The sequence below is a fragment of the Gallionella capsiferriformans ES-2 genome, assembly GCF_000145255.1.
GTDB classification, from domain to species: Bacteria; Pseudomonadota; Gammaproteobacteria; order Burkholderiales; family Gallionellaceae; genus Gallionella; species Gallionella capsiferriformans.
In genome coordinates, this window is record NC_014394.1 from 2,953,096 (window position 1) to 2,973,166 (window position 20,071).

18 protein-coding genes are annotated in these 20,071 nt (G+C 49.9%); 12 read left to right on the forward strand and 6 right to left on the reverse strand.

All coding sequences use genetic code 11. The features are described from left to right. Window positions 1–4: 4 nt before the first annotated feature. From phnL to GALF_RS13740, 5 genes are read left to right on the forward strand one after another with little or no spacing between them, the layout of a single operon-like run. A complete protein-coding gene (phnL, locus tag GALF_RS13720; RefSeq protein WP_013294647.1) occupies window positions 5–721 on the forward strand; it encodes a phosphonate C-P lyase system protein PhnL in 717 nt (238 codons plus the stop codon). 1 nt (window position 722) lies between these two features. Further along, window positions 723–1,883, forward strand: a complete 1,161-nt coding sequence (locus GALF_RS13725) for an alpha-D-ribose 1-methylphosphonate 5-triphosphate diphosphatase (RefSeq protein WP_013294648.1) — start codon at window positions 723–725, stop codon at window positions 1,881–1,883. Window position 1,884: 1 nt separating this feature from the next. Continuing rightward, on the forward strand, window positions 1,885–2,454 hold the full coding sequence (gene phnN / locus GALF_RS13730; protein WP_041938563.1) for a phosphonate metabolism protein/1,5-bisphosphokinase (PRPP-forming) PhnN: 570 nt from the start codon (window positions 1,885–1,887) through the stop codon (window positions 2,452–2,454). Beyond that, window positions 2,445–3,206: a phosphonate metabolism protein PhnP gene (gene phnP, locus GALF_RS13735; protein WP_013294650.1), complete on the forward strand. Its 762-nt coding sequence runs from the start codon at window positions 2,445–2,447 to the stop codon at window positions 3,204–3,206. Before phnN ends, phnP begins: the two co-directional genes overlap by 10 nt. After that, window positions 3,203–4,063, forward strand: coding sequence for a DMT family transporter (locus GALF_RS13740; protein WP_013294651.1), 861 nt, complete (start codon window positions 3,203–3,205; stop codon window positions 4,061–4,063). The genes phnP and GALF_RS13740 overlap by 4 nt, the downstream gene beginning before the upstream one ends. 313 nt (window positions 4,064–4,376) lie before the next feature. Here the strand turns inward: GALF_RS13740 and GALF_RS13745 are convergent, their stop codons facing one another. Further along, window positions 4,377–5,258: a hypothetical protein gene (locus tag GALF_RS13745; RefSeq protein WP_013294652.1), complete on the reverse strand. Its 882-nt coding sequence runs from the start codon at window positions 5,256–5,258 to the stop codon at window positions 4,377–4,379. 616 nt (window positions 5,259–5,874) lie between these two features. Between GALF_RS13745 and GALF_RS13750 the strand changes: the two genes are divergently transcribed. The 7 genes from GALF_RS13750 (at window position 5,875) to GALF_RS13780 (ending at window position 15,372) form a co-directional block, all read left to right on the forward strand. Beyond that, window positions 5,875–7,047 (forward strand): hypothetical protein, encoded by a 1,173-nt coding sequence (locus GALF_RS13750; RefSeq protein WP_223293708.1) that lies wholly within the window; start codon window positions 5,875–5,877, stop codon window positions 7,045–7,047. Next, entirely contained in the window at window positions 7,044–9,104 is a 2,061-nt protein-coding gene (locus GALF_RS13755; RefSeq protein WP_013294654.1) for a hypothetical protein, read from the forward strand. Before GALF_RS13750 ends, GALF_RS13755 begins: the two co-directional genes overlap by 4 nt. Continuing rightward, entirely contained in the window at window positions 9,101–11,230 is a 2,130-nt protein-coding gene (locus tag GALF_RS13760; RefSeq protein WP_013294655.1) for a site-specific integrase, read from the forward strand. Before GALF_RS13755 ends, GALF_RS13760 begins: the two co-directional genes overlap by 4 nt. Next, window positions 11,227–11,733, forward strand: coding sequence for a hypothetical protein (locus GALF_RS13765; protein ID WP_013294656.1), 507 nt, complete (start codon window positions 11,227–11,229; stop codon window positions 11,731–11,733). Before GALF_RS13760 ends, GALF_RS13765 begins: the two co-directional genes overlap by 4 nt. After that, window positions 11,733–12,230: a hypothetical protein gene (locus tag GALF_RS13770; protein WP_013294657.1), complete on the forward strand. Its 498-nt coding sequence runs from the start codon at window positions 11,733–11,735 to the stop codon at window positions 12,228–12,230. Before GALF_RS13765 ends, GALF_RS13770 begins: the two co-directional genes overlap by 1 nt. Beyond that, the gene (locus GALF_RS13775; protein WP_013294658.1) at window positions 12,227–14,431 is read left to right on the forward strand and encodes an ATP-dependent DNA helicase; all 2,205 of its coding nucleotides are present in this window, start codon (window positions 12,227–12,229) and stop codon (window positions 14,429–14,431) included. Before GALF_RS13770 ends, GALF_RS13775 begins: the two co-directional genes overlap by 4 nt. 158 nt (window positions 14,432–14,589) lie before the next feature. Continuing rightward, window positions 14,590–15,372: an ABC transporter permease gene (locus tag GALF_RS13780; protein WP_223293709.1), complete on the forward strand. Its 783-nt coding sequence runs from the start codon at window positions 14,590–14,592 to the stop codon at window positions 15,370–15,372. 15 nt (window positions 15,373–15,387) lie between these two features. Here GALF_RS13780 and GALF_RS13785 read toward each other — a convergent pair whose 3' ends face one another. Genes GALF_RS13785 through GALF_RS13805 form a run of 5 tightly spaced genes read right to left on the reverse strand, consistent with a single transcriptional unit; the run spans window position 15,388 to window position 20,054 of the window. Then, window positions 15,388–15,885, reverse strand: a complete 498-nt coding sequence (locus GALF_RS13785; RefSeq protein ID WP_013294660.1) for a hypothetical protein — start codon at window positions 15,883–15,885, stop codon at window positions 15,388–15,390. 3 nt (window positions 15,886–15,888) lie between these two features. Further along, window positions 15,889–16,209 carry an STAS-like domain-containing protein gene (locus tag GALF_RS13790; protein ID WP_013294661.1) on the reverse strand — a complete coding sequence of 107 codons (321 nt, stop codon included), beginning with the start codon at window positions 16,207–16,209 and terminating at the stop codon, window positions 15,889–15,891. After that, the gene (locus GALF_RS13795) at window positions 16,190–17,230 is read right to left on the reverse strand and encodes a hypothetical protein (RefSeq protein ID WP_013294662.1); all 1,041 of its coding nucleotides are present in this window, start codon (window positions 17,228–17,230) and stop codon (window positions 16,190–16,192) included. The genes GALF_RS13790 and GALF_RS13795 overlap by 20 nt, the downstream gene beginning before the upstream one ends. Further along, on the reverse strand, window positions 17,227–18,432 hold the full coding sequence (locus tag GALF_RS15165; protein ID WP_013294663.1) for a restriction endonuclease subunit S: 1,206 nt from the start codon (window positions 18,430–18,432) through the stop codon (window positions 17,227–17,229). The genes GALF_RS13795 and GALF_RS15165 overlap by 4 nt, the downstream gene beginning before the upstream one ends. Beyond that, window positions 18,432–20,054 carry an HsdM family class I SAM-dependent methyltransferase gene (locus tag GALF_RS13805; RefSeq protein WP_013294664.1) on the reverse strand — a complete coding sequence of 541 codons (1,623 nt, stop codon included), beginning with the start codon at window positions 20,052–20,054 and terminating at the stop codon, window positions 18,432–18,434. Before GALF_RS13805 ends, GALF_RS15165 begins: the two co-directional genes overlap by 1 nt. Window positions 20,055–20,071: the final 17 nt, after the last annotated feature.

Here is a 20,071-nt window from a genome sequence, read left to right on the forward strand (position 1 = left end):
GACTATGACACAAGCAATTTTAACCATTGAAGACTACGCCAAGACGTTTCATTTACATGAACGAAACAAAGATATTCCGTCGGCATCGGGTGTTAATTTGAGCGTTTATCCGGGACGATTAACTGCTCTTATCGGACCTACTGGTGCGGGGAAGTCTTCTGTTTTGAAGGGGATTTACCGCACTTACCTGCCAAGCAGCGGACGTATTCTGTATCGTAGCAAAGCCGGAAATGTCATTGACCTGGCAAAAGCGGGCGAACATCAGATACTCGAATTGCGTAAACAGGAAATCGGTTTCGTGACGCAGTTTTTGTATTGCCTGCCCCGCAAATCAGCCATTGATGTGGTGGCTGAACCGTTGTTTGCACGGGGTGTGGACAGCCATGAGGCACGCGGCCGTGCTGAGAAATTATTAGCGCAACTGGCGGTGCCAAGTCATTTGTGGAATGTTCCACCGGCGACCTTTTCGGGTGGCGAGAAGCAGCGTGTGAATCTGGCGCGCGGCTTGATTGCACAGCCTCGATTGTTGTTGCTGGATGAACCTACCGCTAGTCTGGATCCCGCGACAACTGAGAGAGTAGTTGAGTATATTCAATCACTTAAAGAAACTGGCATCGCCATGCTGGCCATCTTTCATCACCCTGACCTGGTACGTCGCCTGGCCGATGAGGTCGTGGAACTTTCTCCCCCAATCGCAGTAAATGAACTTAGCAAGGATTAGCATGAAAAATCAATTCTATCTTACCGGCGCACAGGTGGTGCTGGAAAATGAAACCCTGAAAAGCGCTGCGGTTCTGATTGAAAACGGCGTGATCGTTGCAATTGACCCGGCAAGCAACAATGGCGCGACGGAGATCGATTTGACCGGGCATATCCTGATGCCGGGCATGATTGACCTGCATTGCGATGCGCTGGAAAAGGAAGCGGAGCCCCGTCCCGGCGTGCATTTCCCCTTCGATTTCGCCTGCGCTCAGGCGGATAAACGCAATACGGCTGCGGGTATTACCACCATTTATCATGCTCTGTCCTTTGCTAATGCTGAACTGGGCGTGCGTAATAACCAGACCGCGGCGGCGTTGGCGCGTGCGGTGCACGCTTGGCAGGAACACGCATTGGTGGATAACCGGGTGCATGCGCGTTATGAGATTACCGATCCGACTGCACCTGCCGTACTGCACGAGCTACTGGAAAATAACGAGATACACCTGATGTCCTTTATGGATCACACGCCAGGGCAGGGTCAATTTAAAGATACCGATGCTTATCGTAACTACCTTGCGCGTACCTATAAGAAATCACCCGCTGAAATAGATGCGTTGCTGGCAGACAAGTTGGCACAAGGGGATGGCTCTTTTGCGCGCATGCAGGAACTGGCAAAAGTAGCGCGTCAAAAAGGTATTCCATTGGCGAGTCACGATGATGATCGCCCTGAAAAAATCAGCATTGTGACTGACTTAGGGGTGAGAATTTCCGAGTTTCCGATAAACCTTGAGACCGCACAGGCGGCACGTGCCGCTGGCTTGGCAACATTGTTCGGTGCGCCGAATATATTGCGGGGAAAGTCACAATCAGGCTCGATGCGTGCGCTGGATGCCATCATCGAAGGAGTGGCAGATTGCCTGTGCGGCGACTATTCTCCTGCGGCGTTGTTGCCTGCAATCATGCAGTTACCTGTGATGGCCGGTATTCAACTGCATCAAGCTGTCGCGCTAGTGAGTGCAAATCCTGCGCGTGCAGCCGGTCTGAATGACCGCGGCATCATCGCTGTGGGCAAACGTGCCGATTTGATTGCGGTGCGTAATCTGGGCGGATTGCCTCAGGCGGCGCGCGTATGGTCAGAGGGAATTGCTGTGATGACACTGGCTTTCGATCATGGTGCCTGAGATGAGCGGTGTTTTACTTTATGTGATTGGTCCGTCCGGCAGCGGTAAGGACAGTTTGATGCTGCATGCGCGGCATGCGCTGGAACAGGATTCCAGTGTTGTGTTCGCGCATCGTTACATTACTCGCCCGCACGATGCCGGCGGTGAAAATCATGTGGCGTTAAGTGAAGCAGAATTTGATTCCAGAATGGCACGAAAATTGTTCCCCTTGCACTGGCACAGTCATGGAATGCGGTATGGCATCGGCTGCGAAATAAATCAGTGGCTGGCAAAAGGACTGGTCGTGATTGTGAATGGCTCGCGGGCTTATCTTCAACAGGCATCAAAAAATTATCCAGAACTGATTCCGCTATTGATAGAAGTTTCGGCTGATGTATTACGTGGCAGATTACAGTCGCGCGGACGTGAAACTGATAGTGAGATTGAAGCTAGGCTGATGCGGGCAGAGGAGTTCACAGCCTTGCAGCATCCGAGATTGCTACGATTTCATAATGACGCACCACTCGAAGAAACAGGCCACGCGTTCGTCGAATTGATCCGCTCTAAAACACGAGTAATGCAATGCAGCTGACTTTTCTGGGTACGGGTGCTGCGGGTGGCGTGCCGCTGTGGGGGTGTGACTGTCTGATTTGCCGCCGCGCCCGGATTGATGTCAGCGCTATACGACGTCCGAATTGCGCGCTGATTGAGGCTGATGGTGTGAAATTACTGCTGGACGCAGGTGTAATGGACGTCTGCGAGCGTTTCCCATCTGGCAGTTTATCCGCCATTTTAATTACTCATTTTCACCCGGATCATGTGCAAGGCTTATTTCACTGGCGTTGGGGCGTAGGTGAACTGAATGTGTTCGCGCCGCACGACGTGGAAGGATGCGCGGATCTTTACAAGTATCCCGGCCCGTTGAAATTTAAGCACCTGTCTAAATTTGAATCGTTTGAGGTGGGCGGGGTACGCATTACGCCAGTGCCACTCGTGCATTCCAAACCGACGCTGGGTTACTGTATCGAACATAATGGTGCTCGATTGGCGTATCTGACGGATAGTCGTGAAATTCCGCCCGCTACCACAGAATTTTTGACCCAATGGCAACCTCATACGATCTGCCTTGATTGCACTTATCCGCCCGGCGTAGAGGGAAAACGGAATCATTTTGATTTTCCGGAAGTACTGGAATTGAGTAAAATTTATCCGGATAGCTATATTGTGCTGATGCATATCAGTCACAGTCTTGACGTCTGGTTATTGAATCATCCTTTAGCACTGACCGGACGGTTATCTCTGGCGCGCGATGGCGATAGACTGGATATTCCGGGGCTATCATGACGCCGTTGATGGCCGTAGGAGCATCCGTTTTACTGCACGTGTCCTGGAATCTTTTGACCAGGCGGACGCCCAGTGAGGCTAATTTTCTATGGTGGATTGTGGGGCTGTATGTGCTGATATTCGCGCCATTCAGCTTGCCGGACTACCTGCGTGCCGCAGCACAGGCACCAGAACTGTATCTCTGTGTGGCCATTAGCGGTACAAGCAATGGCCTGTATTTTTTAGCACTTCGGCGGGCCTACACATTGGCACCCGCCAGCGCGGTCTATCCGATGGCACGCAGTTCACCGTTGTTGATTGCGATTGTTGAAGTGCTGTTCTTCGGTCACAGTTTTCCGCTGTTGTCCTGGTTCGCCATTCTGCTGGCTTTGTCTGGTCTATGGATGATTGCAAGCAGCGCACAGGACGGGGTGACGCGGCTGAGTCGTGCCTGGACTTATGCTTTGTTTGCCGCCGCGATGACGGTGATTTACAGTTTGAGCGACAAGCTGGCAGCGGTAAATATTCCTGATTTCAGGGCCGCGCTGGGTTATGTTTGCGTGAATTTTGCGATTAGTTGGATTTTTCTGCTGCTCGAACAAAAGTGGCGTACAGGTCGTTGGAAGCCCGCAACGATCCCGCCGGTTTACGCGCTGATCATAGGAGCATCGGGCGTTGGTACGGCATACGCCCTGGTGATCTATGCGATGCGCGCGCTACCCGCTGCCTATGCGGTAACCCTGACTAATGCAGGCATTGTATTGACGGTATTGCTAGGCATCGTTTGGCTGAAAGAGCATCAAGGCTGGCGACAACGTCTTATTGGTTCAAGTTTGGTTGTAATCAGCGTCATCGTCGTGAGCATAATGGCTGATTGATTCAGCCTTATAAAAACTGGTAGGCAGGTTCAGTGAGTGATTGGTGACAATTAAACCAAGCGATTTATACCAAAATCAACGACCGCTTCACGTCCCAGAGCTGACCGTCATAGCCACTTTGGCTATGACCGCTGTGTCTCGTCAGCGGCAGTTGAATCTTCGTTGGGATGAACATCCGCTATCTGAACCAAAGCAGATGTTCACGATGCGGAACAAAAAACATTCAAATTTATTTTCCCGTTGAAATTACTGGCGGAATTTACTGGCAGAGCGAACTGAACATCTGCATGAGTGAATATTTTTAATGGCTGGGTCACCACATGGGTGGGTTAATATAATAATTACACGCGGGGTCTATATTCTTACCGTTACAAAATCCTTCATAGACAAGCTTTACGAGACTATTAGTACTGAGGGCATTATCCAACCATAACTTGGCAGCCTCAATGTTTCCTTCACAAAACATATAAATACATCGGAGAGCCATTAAGGACAGGCGTTTAAGCGTCCTATTGTCAGCATTTGCTAAAACTTGATTGTTTCGGATAATTCGTTCCAATCGAATTGAAATCTCGGCCCATTCATCTTGTTGATCGAGCAACTCTTCAAAGCCAGAGGTATCCTTAGGCTTAATAGCAAGCGTTTCAATCCTTATTTTCTCATTTGAAACAGGAGGCACTAAGTTGTTATTTTTACCCATTTTAATCATGTAGAGAACTTCTTCAGAGGGTAAGTATTCACGACGAAATCCACCTCGGCCTTTTCCGTGAAGCTCAACGAATTCCCATTTCTTCTCTTTAACGAGCTTATCCCACCCTTGCCTGCTCTTTGGGTGGCCTACTAATTGAAATTTGGCTAGCTGAGCGCAAGAATAACGCAAGGTATTTCCGTATGAAACCAGTTGTAGATCATGCAACTTATCACGGCCAGAGGTTACATTAGGATTTGTGGCGAGCATTTCCATTCCTGTTTTCTCACTTGAAACCGGAGGAGCTATATCGGAATTTTTGACCTTTTTGATCAAGTTAAGCACTTCTTCAGATGGTAAATATTCGCGACGGAATCCACCTCTGCCTTTTCCGTGAAGCTCAACGAATTCCCAATTCCTCTCTTTAACCAGCTTATCCCACCCTTGCCTACTTTTTGGATAGCCTAGTAATTGAAATCTGGCTAGCTCAGCGCAAGAGTACCGCATGGCATCCCCATATGTAACAAGACCAATAGTTGCTTAATAAAATTACTTGTCATAGATATCGATAAATTATCGTTAATTTTATATTCAAACTACGGGGAAGCAAAATAATACTTCAAGATATAGTTGACATGTCAAGTTGCATTGACATATAGTGGTAACATGTCAACACAAAGCAACCAAAAAGACATGTAAAGCTAGCGCAAAATGGGCAGAAGGACCACCCAAAGAAAAGAGGTTGGAGTTTATGAGCCATTCCCGTTCTCTTAGTTACTGTGGTCGCCTATTCCAAAGACTGAGCGCAGCGCATTGTCTCAGAAACCCTTGTGCGTGACATTAAAAGAATATGTCCTCTAGGTTATCAACCATATGACACTCCAAACGGTGAAAAAAGTAAGGGTGGAAAACAATGAATTATAGTTATCGAGTCATATATTCGGAAATGAACACCCTTACAGGCGCCGGATACGGAAAAGTTGCCAGGCTGCCGTGTATCTTTGATTCGCGGCCAAGTTACCACCGTGGCGGATCACGATATTTACAGGATCGTGGATTAGGGCTGTGGGACATGGAGTACAGGGGGGGGAAAGAGATTCAACCACCCCCAGCATCAATAAGCATGAAAAACTACGCACACCGGCTTGCAAATTTTTTGGAGTGGTGCGATGTGCGAACTCTCGACCCGATGAAGGTAGAATATGCCAGTGACTTGATCGGTCGGTACCAGAAGGAAATGGTCCAAGGCATTTGGTCGCGCGGCAACTCAGGACTTTCCGAAAGGACAATTAACAGCCGCGTGGATACTGCCGTCGAATTTCTCACATGGGCAACTGACAAGGGCATGCGTTCACCGATGGAGGTTGCAACGGTGACACGTACATTTTTGAGAGGAAGTGCGACAAGTTCGGTGTCTCATCTCCCCGTTCAAGTTAAGGTACGTAAAGGAAAACTGAGAGAATCCAAACGTCGGCTTGGATTTCCAGATGAGAAAATAATTGCGGTGTGGCTTGCTGAAATTTTTAACAAGGAGCTTGTTGGCCCAACGGAGGGGCTAATATGCGAAATGATTTTGGAAACTGCACTGCGTGAAACTGAAGCTGCATGCTTCCGAGTGGACACACTGCCGCGAAATCAGGGCGATTGGAAGATTCCCAATCCAAACGCTGCGATTGAAAATCAGGCAGTCCTTGTTGAGGTGCGCTATGGCACTAAGGGCCATGAATATGGATTGAACCATGGTGACAAGATCGGGCCGTTGGGAACCATCCGTATCCCTATGCCGTTGGCACTCAAACTCCATCAATATCGTGAAACGGTACGACCTAAAGCACTTTCGGTGGCAATCCGCCAAGGCCGAACAGCTGCGGAGCAACGGAGGATCAGGGATGATACCGTTCATCTCTTTATCAACCCCAGAACCGGGCGGAGATACTCGGGCGGAAACATCTACGACATTTGGCGTAGCGTAGAGCGGCCAAAAGGCTGGTCACCGCACCTAGCTAGGGATTTTTGGGCTTGTTCTTTGCTCTGGCGCAGGATCGAAGACCAGCGCAAGTTGCTGGAATACGCCCTCAGAACAAATGTTGACGACTCAATTCTCACCGCTTTGCAATCAAATGCTTTGGCCGTCATTCAGTTGGAAATTCAGCCACAACTCCGGCACCGCAGCAAGGAAACCACAATGATCTATTTGCAATGGTTAGCAGATCGGCTTGGTGTGAATCTCAACCTGCATAAAAACTGGGTTGAACAACTCAGCGAGGGGAGCAACGACGAGGGTGAGTGCGAATGAGTATTCGCAATATCAAAAAGGATCACTTGAAGGAACATGCCAGCGTCGAACTTGTGACGCCTGTAGACCTACCACCGCTTCCTAACCACGAAGACCCGCTGAAATTCTGGACACAACATGAAACGGAAAATATGTTGGTTGACCTTACTGTTTTCGCAAAAGGTGAGCTGACAAGGCAACGAAAGGGTGGTTCATGGGTGGGTTCATTCACGGGGCGACCGCAGTTAATTCTTCAGATGGCACCAGCGATTGAAAAAGTTACTTTTGGATATGTAAAGGGGAGCGTCAGACAGCTTATCAACTCTATGCGGTGTTGGTGGCGCCTGTTAGATACTGTTGAGCAAGCAGCTACGATGGTGGGTCAGAATATGGATCGCGTTGAAGATGTACGCCTGCTTTCGCGCGTACATCTTGAATTCGTCCATCGGAGTGGCATGAGAACAGAAATGTATTATCCGTTCTACCGCATCGTAAATGCGACTCTCAAACTACATAATTCTTCAGGATTGCATTGGCATCCGCCCGAAAATCCGGATCCGAAGCGTTATTTGCCACCCGAAGATCAGGTCAAGTCGCTCCGCATTGCGCTCAAACAGGAGTGGGAGAAAGTGAGGCAGTGCTGGGCGCAGTCTGATCTGGTTTGTGCCAATGGTTTCAAACCGCAGACAGAAAAAGAGTCCACCATTCAGAAACATTGGCAACATTTCGTAAAAATTCAGGAATCAAGCGGTCGTGCTCTGCCTACTACTGACGAGTTGCGCGAAGGAAAAGGAAAAGGAGTATTTCTAAAGTCAACCGGTATGGGCATTTTAAAGATGCGAAATATCATTTTTCCCAGTCGATGGGAAGTAGAGACCGCTTTTCACTTGTGTCTTGCTAACACGGGTTGGAACCCCGCAGTGTTGTCATCACTTGACGCATGTAACGGATATGAAGATTTCCTCCAAGATCACCCGCGAGATCCTGACAGTTATTTACTGAAGGGGACTAAGGTTCGGGCTGGCGGAAAAGAGCAGCTTGTGAAAGGCCTATGGAAAACAAAGGCTGGTCCAGGATTTATCATCAAGACGTGGCTGGAACGTGTCGCGCCGTTGCGTGAGCAGTTGAAGACAATGCTTGTGACTGAGAAAATCAGATATTCACAGATGGTGAATGAGGGCGCATCGGCAGATGAGCTTACGTGCCAGTTAAATAAAATTCAGAAGATTGAGATGGGGTGTCGCAGCGTCTGGCTTTATGTGAGTCAGAGGGGGGGAATAGAATGGTTGCGTCCAAATTCAAGTGTAGGCGTTCGTCTCAACGGTAAACCGGTTACATACATGGCAAAACTCATTGATCAAATCAACCGAGAGCGAGCTATCCTCAGTGAAGCGCCAATTTCTGTGGTGGCTCCATCGGACTTCCGCGACTTGTTTGCCCTTTATGTATGGCGTAGGACGGGTGGAAATATCCTGACATTGATGCACACACTCAATCATGCGCATTTGCGCACCACACAAGGCTATACCGAGAACAACATCCTTAATGCGGAGCGCGACAGTCAGGCGAGAACCTTCCTTGACCATCTGTTTGATGAGTTAGATAAAGGGCGTGTAGACATCACAATTCTTGCCCACCTGCAACGCCACGGTGCAGTCAGCAAGGAAATGGAGCAGCGCCTGACGGAATTTCGAGCGCATCAACGCAGCCGGATGGGTATGGCCTGTAAAGACCCGTTCCATCCGCCAGCAGGCATCCAGCCCGAGTCGAAAAAAAATCGTATGTGTGGCTCGCAGAGATGTCTCCTCTGCAAGTCCCATGCGGTTATCCTCCCTGAGTCCATGACAGGCATAGCCATGAGGGTTGAGGAGCTGAATACGATGCGAGATGTCTTGCCCGTCGGGATTTGGCTTGAGTCGCGGTTTCCTGAGGAATTACGCAACGGCATAGATATTCTCAGGCTGTTTTCTCCTGATGAGGTTCTGGAAGCGCGCACGCACTGGGCTCAAGCCATTGATAATGGATCACATTATATCCCTGGGCTACATATAATCAACAACTTGAGCGAGGCAACATGAGTGACACTTTCAAAGACTTGTCTGCTGCAAGCAGCGTGCCGGCCATGTCAGAATCTGGCCGACGGATCGATGAAGCACTTCGCCTCTTCCCATTGGAAAACTTGCAATATCTGGATCGTGAGAGTGCCATCCGCTGCCAAACAATCCTCGGTCATGGAAGCCGCTTCGGCATGTGGGAAACTCCTGACGCAATGATAGGACGCAAACAATTTAGAAGTTCGCAATGCGTCGATCTGCGCAAGCGTCTGAAGAACTTTATACCCGGGGCCACTATCTCGACTATCTCGTTACCATCTCTGGATGCTCTGCTCGACGAAGGCGTACTCTGGATGACCCGCTACGCCTTGTTGCTTAGGATCGGCCCGTCTGGTATGAATAAGGGCAATGGTCGTTCACTTGACGTCACGATGATAGCAACTCGTCTATATGCAATAGTGCCACAGATTCTTGCTAAAGGTATCCTGCGCAGCCTCGAACTTGATAGCCGAGAATATGAAGTATTTGTGCGTTATCTGACGTCTAATGCTGTTCGCGAATTGAATAATATTGACAAAGCTATCGGCGTTGAATTTAGGCGAATGCGCATGCTAGCAGATCAGATGTTGTGGAGGGATGCCCTTCTGAAGGCTGATATCTCGATAACAACGAACCCAAAGGGTGAGGCTGTAATGCCCGCAGCGCAAAGCATTTCGATACCCTATCCTCCAATTCCTGACGATTATCTGGCTGAGATGGGGCCACGTATCCTTTGGTTAGTACGAGACCTGGCACCCAATCTACTCTCTATGTTTGAGTCCATTCCTGAGTTGTTCAGCGACATTCTATTTATTCCAGGTTCGAACCATAAGAAGGCAAAGGCAGCTCGTTTAGGACCGCAACTTTCTCAATACAATTGGCGTGACCGCAATGGCGAAGCAATTATTGCGCCACCTTTCCCACTCAAGCTTGGAAGAAAATTAAATGGCCGAGATCCCTATGCGTGGCCACCACGCTATTGGGAAAATATGAGTATTCTGGCTGTGACCTTACAGGCTGCTCACCTTTGGGTCGCCCTGCTTGGAATGGGCGGTCGTATCAGCGAAATATCATCCTTGAAACGCGACTGTATCGACTGGGCTCGCGACGGAAAACCATTTGCTAACGGTAAGACGTTCAAGCTGAGTGCAAATTTTGCTGGAACGGATCGCGATTGGCCCGCCCCGGAAATTCTCGTGCAGGCATTGGCGCAGCAAGCGAGGCTGGTTTCAGCATGGGAACGGATCGCACGTTTAGTCAAAGGGTTAAGTCAAGAGGATAATGAGATGTTGGTCTTCGATGGCGAGCATTTATGGGCGTCACTCGGAGCTGGCCAGAACGACCCAGAATCTCAACTTATGTCATTTGGTCAAGCTTTGCAGAAGTTAGCTGAGCGCACTGGCCTCACCCCGAAACCGGGTGGCAAGAACCTGCACCCCCACCGTTTCCGGAAGACAATTGCGCGTTTGGTTGGAATTGCAATCGTCGATAGCCCGCGCGTGCTGATGAAGCTTTTTGGCCACAAGGACATCGCTATGACCTTAGGTTACATCCTGACCGACAAGGCACTTCAGGTAGAGATCGACCAGGTGGCACGGGAACTTCGCATCATGCGGTGTCAGGAAGTCATTGAAGATATGCATACAGCACTTCACACTCCAGATGCTTCAAAATTCGGTGGGCATGGCGGCGGTGCAGCCCCTTTCATAACTGAAGCTGTCAAGACACATGAAGAAGAACTTCACCGCACCGGTCAGTTGTGGGACGCTAATTCATCCTACGAACTGTCCGTTATCTTGACTGGAAACGGCCAATACTTCCGCATGACTCGGCCAGGTGTAGTATGTCTAAAAGAATCACGCGAGGCGGGTCCATGCACCTGTGACTCAACGTGCATAAACCGGATAGAAGAAAAAACAGCACGGCGCGATGTCCGCAAAGTCATCCCTGTACTAATTGACGAAGGCAAGCGAGCACTGGTCGAGAATCAACTACTGTTGGTAGCCGACAAGGTTCAGCAAATCAACGAGGAGATATTACGCTTTGATGATATCAAAGAGGAATTTGTCAATCATCCCGACGTGGTTTTACTGAGAGAGGCTGTTGAATGAGTAATCGATTTGAGAAGGCAGCGCTAGTGCGTGGCGAGGCGAGATCCGCCGATATTGAACGCAAGGTCAAAGAGGCCATGAATACCATCATGGCAGAGATAAAGTCCAATGGTGGCATCTACCCGGCTAATGGCGGAGCGGTTAGCAAAAACGAGGTGGCGCGCCGAGCAGGTATTAGCGAGACTACACTATTCACCCCCAAGCAAAAGGAGTTGGGGAAAAAGGTCACGCTCTGGCTGGAAGCCCTTAAAAAGAAAGAAACCATCGGTCGCCAACGTGTGCGACGAACCTTTGAGGATCGCGCAGAGGACTGGAAAAGCCGCTTTCTCGCATTACAGGACAGTCATATCAAAACCGAGCTTGATCTCCAGGTTGCACAGTCCGAGCGCGATGAAGCAATCGCGGAGGTTCAGCGATTGCGCAATGAAAATGCAGTCATCTTGGACCAGTTGAGACTAGCAGGCAAGTCCAAGATTACCCCAATACCAAAAAGGGAGAACTGATGCCTCGTCCAAGCGTCATACCAGGCATCAAGGCACGGCTTGAAGAATACCTCGATCAAAAGGAAGCTGAGTATCTGGCACAAGATGACCTAAATCGCCAGCCAACCCTCCCCTGCACGCCTGACGGAAAAATTAACGTCAGGGCAGTCGCTACCGCTATCGATCTCACCGTCAACCAGGAAAAGTACCTCTTTGAGAGGAAGGAACTGACCGATCTGATTAACTGTATTGCTGAAGGGCAGGAACTATTGTCAATAGGGTCCAGATTGCACCAGTCAGCCTCAGATAAAGCGATCAAGGCTCGACTGACAATGCAGGCCAAGTCAGCACAAGAAGACTCACAAGCTGCTGTAGAAGCGGTTTCTACACAGCAGGAACTGCTTAGCCGCATTGCTCAGCTATCCACCGAACTGGAGGAAACAAAGGCCGAAAACGTGCGACTCCGTGCGCAGCTTGACGCGGTTCGAGAAGGTCTTTGGGTGAGCATAGAATCGTGAGTGCATTTGGTTTCGATCAGGAAGTCACGGTAACTAAGGTCTTCTCTCAGATGGAAGGCGGCGCTATCTTCACGTCCGTCACGTCAGATGGGGAAGTTGTGCGGGTCAAGTATCAGGGGCGAGACGTGATCCCGTTGCCAGGCGATACCTTTCACATAAAGGGGCAATGGAAAAATTATACGGATAAATATCGCCGGATCCATCATCAGGTTGATAGCAAGATCATGAAACGGAGAGTGGTCGTAGGGGATCTGCTCGGCCCGTGGCTTCAACGCATTCCAAACATTGGACCGGAGCGCGGTAAGCGGCTCTTAGATCGCTTTGGCCATGATCTGGTGACTGTCCTCAAGGACGCGACTCGTATGGCAGAAATCGCCGAGACGATCGAGCCGAATAAACCGGCATTGGCCGCTCGCCTTGCCGCGCAGATATATGCAGCCATGGTCAGCAAGACCGCAGCTGACCAAGTGAAGGTCGCGGAAGCCGAGTTTCTGGCTTACTTGGAGAAGATTGGGCTGCGCGAGCCGCGTACCGCGTTTCGCCTCTGGCGGTTCATGGCGGGATCTAACGCCCCGGAACAATTGCTCAAAAATCCCTATGTGCCAGCGCACCTCATGGATTGGAGTGTCGCTGACCGACTAGGGAAGCGCCTGCTCCGTGAGAGCGAAGTTTCTGAGAATCTGGATGTACATCCAGCCCGTTTGATGGGAGCACTAGCCAGCGTTTGGCGCGAACTCATTGGTAATGGTGACAGCGCAGCAAGCGAGCAATGCGTTCGGGAGATGCTTGTTGATCGAGGTGTCGATCCAGACCTCGCGCTTGCGCACGCCAGATGTCTTCATCACCTTTACGAATCCGGCGACCTCATTCGTGCGCCAGGTGCTGCCTGGATTGAAAATGAGGTGGCACGTGCCTTTGAGCGGATCGAGTCCTACCCTCCTACCATTCCGGTACCTCACGATGCTGCCATCGATAAAATCATCGGCGACGGCGAGCGTGCCACCGACCTCCGACTGACAGATGAGCAGCGCGACTCACTCCGAAAGCTTCTGCACAATCCAATTGGTGTCCTGCAGGGCGGGGCCGGTACGGGGAAGACAACCGTGATGAAGGTTCTGGCATACTGCTGGGAGCGTTTAGGCGGCAACGTAGTTATGGGGGCGCTCGCTGGAAAGGCGGCCCTGCAGCTCTCTCGTGGCGCGTCGACTCATAATTGTCCTCGTCTTGCATACACCCTTGCCCGATTGATAGGCATGCTCGAAGAACAGGCGTTCCTGAATGTAGAGACGAGATCAAAAAGACGGCCAGACGTAACCTTTGACTCCATGACACTGCTGGTCATTGATGAAGCGGGCATGATGGACACGCCCACACTCCATCGAATACTGGCACTATTGCCAACAGGAGCTCGGTTGCTCTTTGTAGGGGATTGCGGGCAGTTGTTTCCCATAGGGTTTGGCAAGGTGTTTCACGATCTCGTAGCCGATGGAACTCGCGTTGTCAGGCTTACCAAAATATTGAGGCAGGCCAATGACAGTGTGATACCACATGTCGCAAACCAGGTTCACTGCGGGATAACGCCTAGTCTGCAGGAATGGCGAGGAGAAGCCAAGGGGGTATTTACCGTGCATGTAAACCAACGCGAGCGTGTACAGAGAGAGCTGCATGGCGTCGATTTCTTAGTTGTGGCAGCTCTCAGAAACACTGTAGCCAGTATTAATGAATCCGAAGCAGAGGCACGGCAGGACCAGCATGTTCCAACTCGCCGCCTTGGGCCGCTGGCGACGGTTGCTGTCGGCGACCCCATAGTGATTACCGTCAATCGGTACAAGCATGGCCTATTTAATGGCTTGTTGGGCGTCGTAACGGAGATATCCGAGGCGAGGGTTCAAGTTCGGTTTGACGGCGAGTCAGAGTCGCGCGACTTGCCTGAAGAAGCGGAAGGCGACGTTGAACTTGCCTATGCGATTACCTGCCACAAGGCGCAGGGATCAAGCGCCAATACGGTAATGGTGCTCGTGGAAGCCACTTCGTTGGCCACGCGGGAGTGGTTGTATACTGCTGTTACGCGTGCAAAGCAATTGGTGCTGTTAGTAATTGGTGAGAGTGGTGATTTGGAACGCGCAGTAGCGCGAAGGACTGTGCGAACTACAGGATTTCGCGTTGGTGAAGCGAAGGGCTGTCAAGGCACCGTGGAATAAATGGAGGGATCCCGCGTAGCGGGGCGGATGCCGTTTATGCCGCGAAAGGCCTGGATAGCACAAGTGAGCCATATGCTCTGTGGCGAGCGCGGGGTATGGGGCGGAGCCCCGCTGTTCATCTTGGATATATCGGCAATTTTATATTGGAAAATTTTACTGTGAAGCTGATCGCATACCCAAGCATTTCAATGAGAGCCATTTATATCTGGCGACGGAATTTTTTCGTCTGGAAGAAGCTGGCAATTGGTTCACTGCTCGGCAATCTAGCGGATCCGATGATTTATCTGTTTGGACTTGGGTACGGTTTGGGTGGATTATTACCACAAATAAACGGCGTGTCCTATATTGCCTTTCTGGGTAGTGGTACGGTCTGTGCATCAACTATGAACGCCGCGTCATTTGAAGCACTGTACTCAACCTTCTCCAGAATGCATGATCAGCGCACGTGGGAAGCGATTATGAACGCACCAATCGCGCTTGAGGACGTGATGTCCGGTGAACTGCTATGGGCCGCTTCCAAGGCAATGCTATCCGGCACAGCTATGCTTATTGTTCTCTTTGCGCTTGGCATAGTCACCTCCCCTATGGCCTTGTGGGCATTGCCGGTGATATTTCTCGCCGGGCTGACATTCGCCTCGCTTGGATTGATAGCCACGATGCTTGCTTCATCATATGATTTCTTTATGTTTTATTTCACATTGTTTGTTACGCCAATGATGATGCTGTCGGGTGTGTTTTTTCCGCTCGATCAGATGCCATCGTCGGTACAGGTGGTGTCAGGCTGGCTACCTCTGACGCATGTAATTGCCTTAGTGAGGCCGCTTTTGTTATCTGGCGAAGTTCCGGTAGCACTCATCAGTCACGCCGTGTCTCTATTCGCGACATCGTTAATCGCATTCTGGATTGCCGTTATTTTAGGCCGTCGTCGCTTTTTACAGTAGGCGCTCGATGGTTGGTCATCGGCAATTTTTCTGCTGGCTGGGTACTACGAACCACTCAGTCGAAAGATAAATTCGCTCATATTCCTGCTCAAGCTGATCTTCTATATCGTCCACCGCATCAGCAATATTACTCAAAATTGCACTATTGGCTTCCTGACGAGTAAATTTGCTTGCATCGAAATTTTTGAGCGTAACTGCTCGGCGCAGCTCTTTAAGTAGGGTTGGGCTAATCACGAATGAACCAAATGGATGGCGCTTTAACTTGGCAATAATGCGCTGAATATCAAACAATAGTGAGCGGGCTACATCGCCTTGGTATGAATCTGACTGATGAAATCGGACTGCTCTTTCCTCAATTGATAGTATTGCAGTGACTAACTGATCAACACGTTCACGCGCTTCTTTGCGTTGATCGCGCTTTTGGGACAGATGATGAACCACAAACCAACCAGCAACAACGATAAGCCAAGTAGGTATCTGTGTTAGAAACTGACCATTCGAGGAATAACACATGAACTATTCGGGATCGCTGCCGTGATTAATATAATCATGTATTTCTGCTACAAGGCTATTGTCCTCACTAATCAAAGTAAATGTCTGCGTAACGGTGGCAGGTGCAAATCCTTCTCTTACGGCACCACCAAACGCCTCTTCAAGAAAAGAAGATCCATATCCCCTAGTTCCATCAAGCTCTATAGTCAGGCCCTTTGCTTCCTTGAGAGAGGGAAGCAAAAATTTGTCACGGAAAGCCTGTCCACTTGCGGGTCCATCCTCAAGGTATCTACCTGCGGGATACCTTGAGAAGTCCCGCGCCACATTAACCACGGACTGTTTCATCTGATAACCCTCCTATTGGCACTTGCCACATAATAAGCGTGCCATAAATATCGTCTTTGAATTGCGAAATACGTTCAGACCCAGATTTTAAAGTAAAACGCCCCTTGTTACTGAAAATATTGACCTGCCCGCCGTCCAAATGGGCGATTACATCAACTAATTGCTTAAGCCCCTTGCCCCTGTGGTGCAAACCAGTACGTGTCCGGCTTTCACCAATCGCCTCTTGTATTGCATGAGCGTCCAGTTGGCTTCCAAATATCTGGATACGCTGCCAGAGTGTTGGTTTCTTAATCGGTAATGTGCCAGGAATTCCAATCCCTAAATCGCAAAACACAACCATCAGTTTTCCATCTTTTTCTTGCGAAAACATCCACCATTCCCTAGGCTCATTTGATACATTAAGCCCATCCGGTCTCACACCAATATAAGCATGATGATGGCAATTGGTCATCGCTTCAGTAAATCCTAGATAAAGATTTCTGCTTAGCGCATCGGTGATTTGACCATCATAATGGCCTAGCACTTCGTCAAATTTTTCGCCTGCTACTTCATGGCCTTTCGCACTTCGCCAATGGATAACATCTGCATGAGTTGTCTCAATTCTTTTTCGGTAACCAACCAAATCAAATATGCCGACCTGTTTAAGAACCTGAGCCACCTTATGGCTACGAGGGGGAATACACCTTATTTTCACGCTACCCTTCAAACGATTTATCCGGTTGAGTTCCGCATAAAATAATAATGTTCCATCAGCAATCATTTTCTGTGTAGCAGTAAAGTCAATGCAAACTGAATGTTTACGAAGAACAACGGTTTTACGTAATTTTTCCAAAAAATTCAAAAGACTGTGACGCTTATCTTCCGTACTGATAGTGAAGGTATCAGGAGCCTTTATTGTCGTAAGGTTCACTCGGAATTTAATACTTTTGTTACGCACCAATTTTTTCTTCCGAATGCGGCACAGCTGTTGCTGGGCTAAACGAATTTGGCGTTCCCGAGCTTTCTTCGTAAGTTTTTTCATGGATTTCCCTTTACAGCAAACACCTTAGCCAGCAATGCGTCGAAGGTGGCTTGCGCCGTCGTGGTAGCTGCGGCTTGCTGGGACTGGATGGATCGGACTTCACTGACACGCTCCACAAAATCTCCTTGCTTAGGAAGTGGTGGGACCATTACAGGGATTTGGTTCATTGCCGCCTGATTGATTCCTGAAATGGTGATTCCTGATATTCGACTCAAAACATGCGCTCGCCGTGTGTTTTCGTCATTTAAGTAATAAAGAAGATATTCAGTGCGCACTTTCCCAGAATCGGGTATCAGGCGGATGAAAGAAGATTCAAAAAGAAGTGGTTCATCCGATGCTGGGATACCGCAGAGTTTTGCTGCGCCATCGTAGGTCAGTGAACGCCGCGCAACCAAGAGATCATTTTTCGATAGACCGTAATCCCGGATTTGTTTTTCTTCAGCGAGCACACGTCGCAGCCCACCTCTTTTCACCTCCCCATAGAAGGCATCAGACATATGAACCATTTCAACGCCCTCACCGGACTCCTCGGGCGCGTATTTTTCCTTTGGTAGATACAAACCGTTCTTGAATGGGTAAGCTAATACGTCAGGGAGCATCACAACCGGCCACCCCTTCGGATTCGTCGCTGGATCGCCGAACATATCAAGGAACAGCGCGGGGATCAGCTCGGCAGATTTTTTCTCTGCCTCGCGCCGCAGTTTCACGATGCCCCCGGCCCGGGAAAGAATATCAACGATGCGGCGTTGCTCGACGATGGATGGTAGTGGCAATGACTGAGCTAATACCTGCGAATCTGACACGGCTGGATACAATGCCCCTGCCACAAGCGAAGACAGAGCATCTACGAACTTGCGAGATATCACAAAGTAAAACAGGTACTCCGGCAAAACCTTGGTTGTGGCGCGAAGCACGCAAAAACCTGTGCTCGCGATTTGCCCATCCAAATCTGCTGTGACAAGTGCTACCGCATTCAGGTTTGGCCGCACAGTGGACACCAAAATATCTCCTGTGCGAATTAGCTTACGTGCTCGACTCGGTGCCGCATTACCCAAGATATTCCTTGCGCCAAAGATAATTTTTTGGGTGTTATCCACAGCCGCCACATCGACGTAAATAAAACTATCATTCGGTGCTTTGGTAGGATTCCGAGTGCCAGTTGTTTTCTCTACAACAGCTCCAAGCGTAGCGAGTTCTAGCATTAGGCCAATTCTCCTAGAACCGCCCGCAATGCTTCTACTTCCTCGGCAATCTCCGTTTCAATCGCGGCTAGCTCATCCAACAATTCGCGCGGGTTACGATGTATGACAGCAGTCTGGCTCATAGGGCGGTAACGTCCGGCAGAAAGATTGAAGTCGTTGCTGCGCAAGGTGGCGGTATCTGCAAACCACCATTGTTGAGTCCACTCCGCTGCTACATCCCGCGCAGCCCATTCTGCCCATTTCTCTTTGCGGCTCAGGTATGCATCTGCCAGCATTGGTAAGTCGTCTGCAGCTATCGGTGTGTCGTGATTGGCATCCATTTTATAGCCGTCATTGTCGGCATGCAGGAACATCACCTTGTCAGTCGTGCCGCCTTTTTTGAAGAACAGCACGGAGGTCTTTACACCGGAATATGGCTGAAACACGCCGCCAGGTAGTGACAGTACGGCTTCAACGGTATTGTTCTCAATCAATTGGCGACGCAATTCCTTGTGCGCGCCAGTGGAGCCGAACAGCACACCTTCAGGAATGATGACACCGCAACGACCACCCGGACGCAGGCAATCCATCATGTATTTTAGGAACAGGATTTCGGTAGCGGTGCTGGTGCCGACCTTCACTTCATCTACGATGCGGTCTTTGTCGACGCGACCGGAGAAGGGCGGATTGGCCAGCACGACGTGATAGCCTTCCAGCGGCAAACCCAACTCGGCCTTGCGTTCATTGTCCTGTGTAGTGGTCAAGCCGTTGCGCAACTGGATACGCACATTCGGCAGGCCGCGCAGCGTCAGGTTCATGGTGGCTAAGCGCACCATCTTCGGATCAACATCGTTTCCGTAGAATGTGCTGTTTTGCAGCACGGAGACTTGTGCAGCCGACAGTTTGTCACCGATGCCACGTTTTTGCAGTTTGCCATCTGATTCCGCATCGCTAATCCCGCTTGGCGATGAGTTAGCAAGTCGAATGTGATTGTAGGCCGCTGCCAGAAAGCCCGCCGTACCTGCTGCAGGATCGTAAATCGTTTCACCAATTTTGGGGTCGAGCATCTCAACGATGGCGCGAATCACATGACGCGGCGTGCGGAATTGACCGAGTTCACCCGCCTGCTTGATCTGACGCAGCACATGCTCAAACAAGTCGCCCTTGGTGTCGGCATCGGCCTGATCAAGACGCAGACCATCCACCAGATTGACCACCTGTGTCAGTACGGTAGGTTCGTCGATAGTGAGACGCGCACCATTCATAAAGTTGAAGGCGGAACGTTCGGCGACTTCGGCAAAAAATGGGAATACCTCGTCGCGCACAAAGCGCACCAGTGATTCACCGCTCAAGCCTTTCGCCCATACCGACCACTTGAAACGAGATTTGGTGATGGTTTTACTGTCAGATTCAGGCGCGTTAAGCGGGTTACGCAACGTCCATTCACCCGCAAAAAGCGACTCATAGGGCTGCTTCATCACCTTAGCCTTCATGGTGTTTTCAGCATCTATCCCTTCGATGAGATAGAAAAAAAACAGGAAGGACAGCTGCTCTGCGTTGCTCATTGGATCGGGATAACCGCCACCGTAGAGGTAGTTGCGTATCTGATCTATGGACTGGCGCATTTCGGGTGTTAATGACATTACGGATACTTTCTGTG